The 6473-nt window shown below is 66.7% G+C and carries 5 protein-coding genes; all 5 read right to left on the bottom strand.

The features are described 5' to 3' along the window. A partial coding sequence (locus O0K41_RS21740) for a methyl-accepting chemotaxis protein (protein ID WP_180882545.1) occupies nt 1-1601 on the bottom strand: 1601 nt, incomplete at its 3' end. A 101-nt stretch (nt 1602-1702) separates the two neighbouring features. Further along, entirely contained in the window at nt 1703-2086 is a 384-nt protein-coding gene (locus tag O0K41_RS21745) for a hypothetical protein (protein ID WP_005409515.1), read from the bottom strand. 136 nt (nt 2087-2222) lie between these two features. Beyond that, entirely contained in the window at nt 2223-2714 is a 492-nt protein-coding gene (locus O0K41_RS21750) for a chemotaxis protein CheW (protein ID WP_005409516.1), read from the bottom strand. A 197-nt stretch (nt 2715-2911) separates the two neighbouring features. Further along, on the bottom strand, nt 2912-3685 hold the full coding sequence (locus O0K41_RS21755) for a flagellar brake protein (protein ID WP_164223353.1): 774 nt from the start codon (nt 3683-3685) through the stop codon (nt 2912-2914). A gap of 204 nt (nt 3686-3889) precedes the next feature. Next, nucleotides 3890-6139 (bottom strand): methyl-accepting chemotaxis protein, encoded by a 2250-nt coding sequence (locus tag O0K41_RS21760; RefSeq protein ID WP_053451700.1) that lies wholly within the window; start codon nt 6137-6139, stop codon nt 3890-3892. Nucleotides 6140-6473: the final 334 nt, after the last annotated feature.

The following is a 6473-nucleotide window of genomic DNA, read 5'->3' on the forward strand; positions in this document are numbered from 1 at the left end:
AGTTCCTCCATCGAGGCGGCGGTCTCTTCCAGGTTGGCGGCCTGCTGCTCGGTACGGCGCGACAGGTCGCTGTTGCCCGAGGCGATCTCGCCGGCGGCCGAGCTGATCGCACGGCTGGACTGCTTGATGCGGGTGACGATTTCACTCAGCTGCGCGGCGGTGGCGTTGGCGTCGTCGCGCATGCGGGCGAACACGCCCTGGTAGTCGCCGTGCATGCGCACGGTCAGGTCACCCTGCGACAGCGCGGCGAGCAGGCCGGAGATCTGTTCGATGCTTCCGGCATTGGCGTCCAGCAGGCCGTTGATCTGCTGGGCCAGCTGCAGGAAGAAGCCTTCCTTGTCGCTGGCGTCGATGCGGCCGGACAGGTCGCCGGCGGCGGCCTGGGCGATCACGCGCGCCACTTCGGCTTCGACCAGTGCTTCCTGGGTGCGGTCGCGCCATTCCACCACGTAGCCGACGGTGTCGCCGCCTTCGTTGCGGATGGTCGACACCACCTGCGCGAACTGGGCATCGCCGTACTGCATCGGGCGACGGGCGACGCCGTGGGCCTTCAGATTGCCCAGCAGGGTCTGGTCCATCTCGCCGCGGTGTTCAAGCACGGTGACCGGCTTGCCGATCAGCGAGGCCTGCGCATCGAAGTCCGGCAGGTCGCGGCGTACTTCATCCTGGTACTGGCTCAGGGTCTGCTGCAGGGCGCGGTTGCTGTAGACGATGGTGTTGCTGGTATCGGTCAGGTAGACACCGGTCGAGCTGTAGTCCAGCGCGGTGCGGATGCGCAGGTTCTCGCGGGCAACGGCCTGGTCGGTTTCGATGCGTTCGCGCAGGTCGCGCTGCATGCGCTGCATGGCCTGCATCAGCTCGCCCACTTCGTCCTGGCGGCTGACGTCGATGTGGCCATCAAGCTTGCCGCCGGCCACGTCGTTGGCAACCGACACGGCGCCACGCACGCTGCCGACCAGGGCGCGCGCGAACAGCCAGACCAGCACCAGGCCGAGCGCGGCGCCGCCCAGCAGGGCGATCACGGTCAGCACGGCGGAGGCGGAATAGGTGGACGCGGCCTCTTCGCGCGAGGCGCGGGCGAGGCGGTTGTCTTCGGCGATCAGCGCTTCCAGCGCGGATGCAGCCTTGCGGTGCTTGGTGCGGGTCTCGCCCACGAAGGTATCGATGGCATCGTCCGGCAGGTCCAGCTCCAGCATCTCGGTGACGCTGTCGTAGGAGGCCAGGGCGTCCTTCCATTCCTTGGCGAAGGTATCGAACAGCTTCTTCTGCTGCGCGTTGTCGACAAGCTTCGGGTATTCCTTGATCGACGTGTCCATGCTGGTGCGCAGGTCGACGGCCTGCTTGCGCGCGTCGGACTTGACGTCATCGCTGGCGCGGATCAGCTGCTGGTAGGCGGCATTGCGGTACTCGCCCAGCATGCCGCGCATCTCGCCGGCCATGCGGATGCTTTCCATGCGCGAACCGGCCAACTCGGTGGTGACGTTGTTCAGCGAATGCAGTCCGCGATAGGCGACGATGCCCTGCAGCAGCATCACCAGCAGGAGGACGCCGAAGGTCAACAGCAGCTTCGGCATCAGTTTCAGGTTGTTGATCCACGGCATGGGCGTTGCGATCTCCTAAGGCAGACGCGTCCGGGCGTCGGGCCCGGTTGCAGCAGAAACCACGCCGGCACAAGCTCCGGCGTGGTTCGACGGACAGCGGATTACTTGATGTTGGCCAGCTTCAGGCCGGCCGGCGAGCTGACTTCGATTTCCGCGCGCGAGGCGTCGCGCTGGATCTTGCCGATCACGCACACGGTCTTGCCTTCCAGGGTTTCCAGCGGGAAGGAGAACTTGCCGCGGTTCTCGCCGGCGATGCGGGCCGAGAAGGTGTGACGCGGGAAGGCGCCGCCCATGTACAGGAAGGTCGGCTGGCCTTCGGAACCTTCTGCGTAGCGGGCCTTTTCGACCTTGCCACAGACCATGCCGTCCTTGCCGACCGAACGCGGGGCCAGTTCCGGCGGGATCATGTCGGCCGCCTGGGCGAACGCGGAGGAAGCGGTGGTGGCCAGGACAGCGGCCGAAACGAACGCAAGCAGGGACTTCATCGAGGTGTATCTCCGGGGATGGTGATGGTCGTTCCGGTTCCGCGCGCTCCTGCGCGACCGGCTTCTGTCCCCCTATCGGCACCGCTGGGGGGAACTGAAGGGTTTTGTGACCAGAACGTGAAGCAGGTCCGATGGATCAGGCGGCAGCGTCTTCGGCGAGGGAGGCCTGGCCCATGTCGGCGCTGTCGAGCAGGGTCTCGATGTCCAGCAGGATCAGCATGCGGTCGTCGTGGGTGCCGATGCCGGAGATGAAGCGGGTGTCGACTGCAGCGCCGAACTCCGGGGTCGGGCGGATCTGCTCGGCCGACAGCGGGATCACGTCCGACACGCTGTCGACCACGATGCCGACCACGCGGTCTTCGACGTTGAGCACGATCATCACGGTGAAGGCGTCGTAGCGGGCGTTGTCCAGGCGCAGCTTCAAGCGCAGGTCGATGACCGGCACGATGGTGCCGCGCAGGTTGATCACACCCTTGATGTAGTCCGGGGCGTCCGGCACGCGGGTGACCGCATCGTAGCCACGGATCTCCTGCACCTTGAGGATGTCCACGCCGTAGTGCTCGGCGCCGAGGGTGAAGCTGAGGAATTCGCCACCGGCGCTGGCGGCGGAGCTGGTCTTGTCGTTCATCGAGGGGTCCTGGTTCTGCCGGAAGTCCCGGTGTCAGGCTCGATATCGGCCCCGCGTGGGGGGACTTTAGGTGCCGGGGGAGAGGCATCCACGCATGGCGTGGATCTGCCGCGGCGCGGCCGGCACGCGCATATGGCGTGGATCCGCCGAAGATCGGTAGTGCGGGCCGCTGGCCGGCACGAACGGTCGGACGGGCCTCAGAGCTCGCCGTTGCGGCGCGCCTTGCGCTGGCGGTCGATGCGGAAGATGTAGCGCTGGATGGCGCTGTCGCCGCCGCGCGGCAGGCTGTCAAAGCGCATTCCCACGCGCTTGACCTCGATGCCATTGGGCTGTCGCTGTGGCAGCAGGTTGCAGACCACCAGTTCGATGTCCAGGTCGGGGCCATCGGGCAGCGACAGCTGCGCCGGGTAGCGCTTCTGCAGGCCGAATACGGCGCAGTCGTTGGGAACCACTACGGCCAGGCCGCCACCGCTGATGTCCACCACCCGCATCGACAGCGCTTCGGCACGTGCTTCGCCGGGTGGCAGCAGCAGATGCGGCGAGTCGGTGACCGGGGTCTCCAGCCGGTACAGCTCACGGCGCTGCAGATGCACCAGTTCGTCCGGCAGCGGGGCGCGGAAGGCGACGTGGCCATCGTTGTCCACGCGCTGCAGTTCGTGCAGGCGGAACCGCACAAGGACACGTTCAAGCTGGGCGAAGCAGAGCAGGTGGTCGGCCTGCTCGGCGGCACGGTTCGATGCCTCCTGCGGGCTGCCGTCGAGCAGCAGGTAGTCTTCGTCCTCGTCGAGATCAAGCAGGGCGGTCGGGAAGGAACGATCCCGGCCGTCGATATGCGCGTTGATCAGTGATCGCTGGTTGATCAGCGAGCGCAGCAGCTGCCGCAGCTGGCGGGGGTTGCGGACCAGGAAGCGTTCGTCCGCGGCGTCGGCCGCGTGGACATCATGCAGTTCAGTGTCGTGGCCGTCGGACATGGAGTCTGTGATCAGGGGCGGGCGCCAGCACGCGTCGGTGCAGGCTCGATGGGGATATCGGCCTCTTCATTGGATTATGAAGTGGGATTTGCATCACTTTCCATGCATAAGGGGTCAGATCCCTTTCCCGTGGGAAAGGGATCTGACCCCGTGGCCCGCCGCGCTGGTGCATCCATCCCATGGGCGGATGCTTTCTGCGTGGGGTCAGAACTCCTGCCAATCACCCTCGGCAGCCAGCGCCGGCTGGGCGGCCGACGCCCGCAGCGGCCGTGTCGGTACTGCCTTGGTGACGGGCAGGGCGGCCGCGACCTGACGTGGCTGCGGTGCATTGGCCAAGCGTGCCGGCGCAGCGGCGACGCCCTGCGATGCCAGCCGGAAGCGCGCCACGGCTTCGCCCAGCTGCACGGCCTGGTCTTCCATGGCGCGCGCCGCAGCAGTCGCTTCCTCCACCAGCGCGGCATTCTGCTGCGTGGTTTCGTCCATCTGCACCACGGTCTGGTTGACCTGCTCGATGCCGGCGCTCTGTTCCTGCGAAGCGGCGGAGATCTCGGCCATGATGTCGGTCACGCGCTGCACCGAGGCGACGATCTCGCCCATGGTGCTGCCGGCCTGGTGCACCAGGCTGGAGCCTTCGGCGACCTTGCCGACCGAATCATCGATCAGGCCCTTGATCTCCTTGGCCGCCGCAGCCGAACGCTGGGCGAGGGTACGCACTTCGCTGGCGACCACGGCGAAACCACGGCCCTGCTCGCCGGCACGCGCGGCCTCCACTGCGGCGTTCAGCGCCAGGATGTTGGTCTGGAACGCGATGCCGTCGATGACGCTGATGATCTCGGCGATCTTCTTCGACGAGGCTTCGATGGCCGACATGGTGGTGACCACCTGGCCGACCACCTCGCCGCCCTGCGAAGCGACACCGTGCGCGCCGATGGCGAGCTGGTTGGCCTGCCGGGCGTGCTCGGCGTTCTGGCGCACGGTGGAGGTCAGTTCCTCCATCGAGGCGGCGGTCTCTTCCAGGTTGGCGGCCTGCTGCTCGGTACGGCGCGACAGGTCGCTGTTGCCGGACGCGATCTCGCCAGCGGCGAGGGTGATGCTGGAGGCACTGGCCTGGATCTGGCCGACGATCTGGGTCAGCTGTGCGACGGTGGTGTTGGCGTCGTCACGCATGCGCGCGAACACGCCGTTGAACTGGCCGTCCATGCGTGCGGTCAGGTCGCCGGCGGCGATCGACTGCAGCAGCTGCGAGAGCTGGCCGAGGTTGCCGTCGGCCACCTGCATCATGCTGTTGAGCTGCTCGATCATCACGCGGAAATCGTGATCGAAACGCTGCGCATCACCGCGCTGGCTGAAGTCGCCGGCGGCGGCGGCCGAGGCCAGCTGCTGGATCTGTGTGTTGATGGCCAGTAGGCTGGCCTTGGCCGCGTCCATCGACTCGTGCAGGATCGCGCGGCTGCCGGGCAGGCGGCGGGCGTCCGGGGCGAGGTTGCCGATGGCGTACTGGTTGAGCACTTCAATGGCATCGACGATCGCATCGAGGTGTTCGAAGATCACCGTGTTGATGCCGCTGGCCAGCTGGCCGTAGACGCCCGGGAAGTCTTCCGGAATACGGTGGCTGATGTCCGGGCCGGCATGCATCTGTGCCATCAACTGGGTCTGTTCGCTGAAGCGGCGCAGCATCGCGGTCATGTCGGCGGTGGCCGCCAGCATGCGGCCAGCCTCGTCCTTGCCGGTGCTCTGGGTGGTGACGCTGAGGTCGCCGCGTGCGACGGCCTGGATGGCGTTCACGGCCTTGCCCAGGGGGCCGGTCACTGCACGTGAGATGACGATGGCCAGCGCAGCGGCCACAAGGGACAGCAGGACGATGCAGCCGATGATGGCGATCATGCTGTTGCGATGGGTGGCGTTGGCGTCGGCGATCTTGCCGTCCATCTGGCCGGCGATGTGGGTGCCCAGGGCCTTCATCGCAGCGAACAGGTCGCGACGCGCCGGGCGCGACTGCTCGTCGGATATCTGCTGTGCCCGAGCGCCATCACCGGCGGCCACGGCGTCGCGCATCGCCTTGTTGGCGGCGAAGTAGCGGTCCAGCTGTGCGCTGGCCGCGCGATAGAGTTCACGCTCCTTGGCCAGCGCCGGCAGCGCCGAGTAAGCGGCCAGCTCGTCATGCACGGCCTTGGCGGTGTCGTCCATGCGCTTGTTGTAGTCGGCGACCTTCTCCGGCTGGTCGAGCATGCTCAGCTGTGCAAGTTCATAGGTGCGGAATTCTCCCAGCTGCGAGCGCGCCTCGCCCAGGTGCTGGACCGAGGGGATGTCGTTGCCAGCCATCTCGCGCAACTGCGCGTTGGCTTCGCTCAGGCGCAGCAGTGCGAAGGCGCCGAGGATCAGGGTCATCAAGGTGGTGAGGGTGAACCCCACGGCCAGCTTGCGGGCGATGGGCAGATCTTGGAACCACTTCATGCAGGGTGCTCCAGGTGGGCAGAGTGCCGGCGTCTGTGCGCCGGTTCGGGGGTGGTTGCAGAGCGAACGGGGGTGCCCGGTGGGGTTCGGTGACGACCGTCATTGCGAAATAACGGCGCCGTCCGCGTGGACTTTATGGACGCAGATCACATTCGGTTGCGTAGGGATGACAGCGCGAAAGCGTTGCAGCGGCGTGCTTTCGCTTGGATGAAGTAGTTGCGCCCGCAACCATCATGGCGACGGATTTCACAGAAGGGATGGGGTGCGGGAACCATATATGGGGATATGCAGAGGCCCCCCGCGGAGCGGGCGCCCCAAAAAAAAAACCCCCCCC

The sequence above is a fragment of the Stenotrophomonas sp. Sm2128 genome, from assembly GCF_030985535.1.
GTDB classification, from domain to species: Bacteria; Pseudomonadota; Gammaproteobacteria; order Xanthomonadales; family Xanthomonadaceae; genus Stenotrophomonas; species Stenotrophomonas maltophilia.

Bases quoted from the DNA above. Each gene is read 5' to 3' on its own strand.
- O0K41_RS21745 (WP_005409515.1), bottom strand. From the start codon at position 2,086: ATGAAGTCCCTGCTTGCGTTCGTTTCGGCCGCTGTCCTGGCCACCACC.
- O0K41_RS21750 (WP_005409516.1), bottom strand. From the start codon at position 2,714: ATGAACGACAAGACCAGCTCCGCCGCCAGCGCCGGTGGCGAATTCCTC.
- O0K41_RS21755 (WP_164223353.1), bottom strand. From the start codon at position 3,685: ATGTCCGACGGCCACGACACTGAACTGCATGATGTCCACGCGGCCGAC.
- O0K41_RS21760 (WP_053451700.1), bottom strand. From the start codon at position 6,139: ATGAAGTGGTTCCAAGATCTGCCCATCGCCCGCAAGCTGGCCGTGGGG.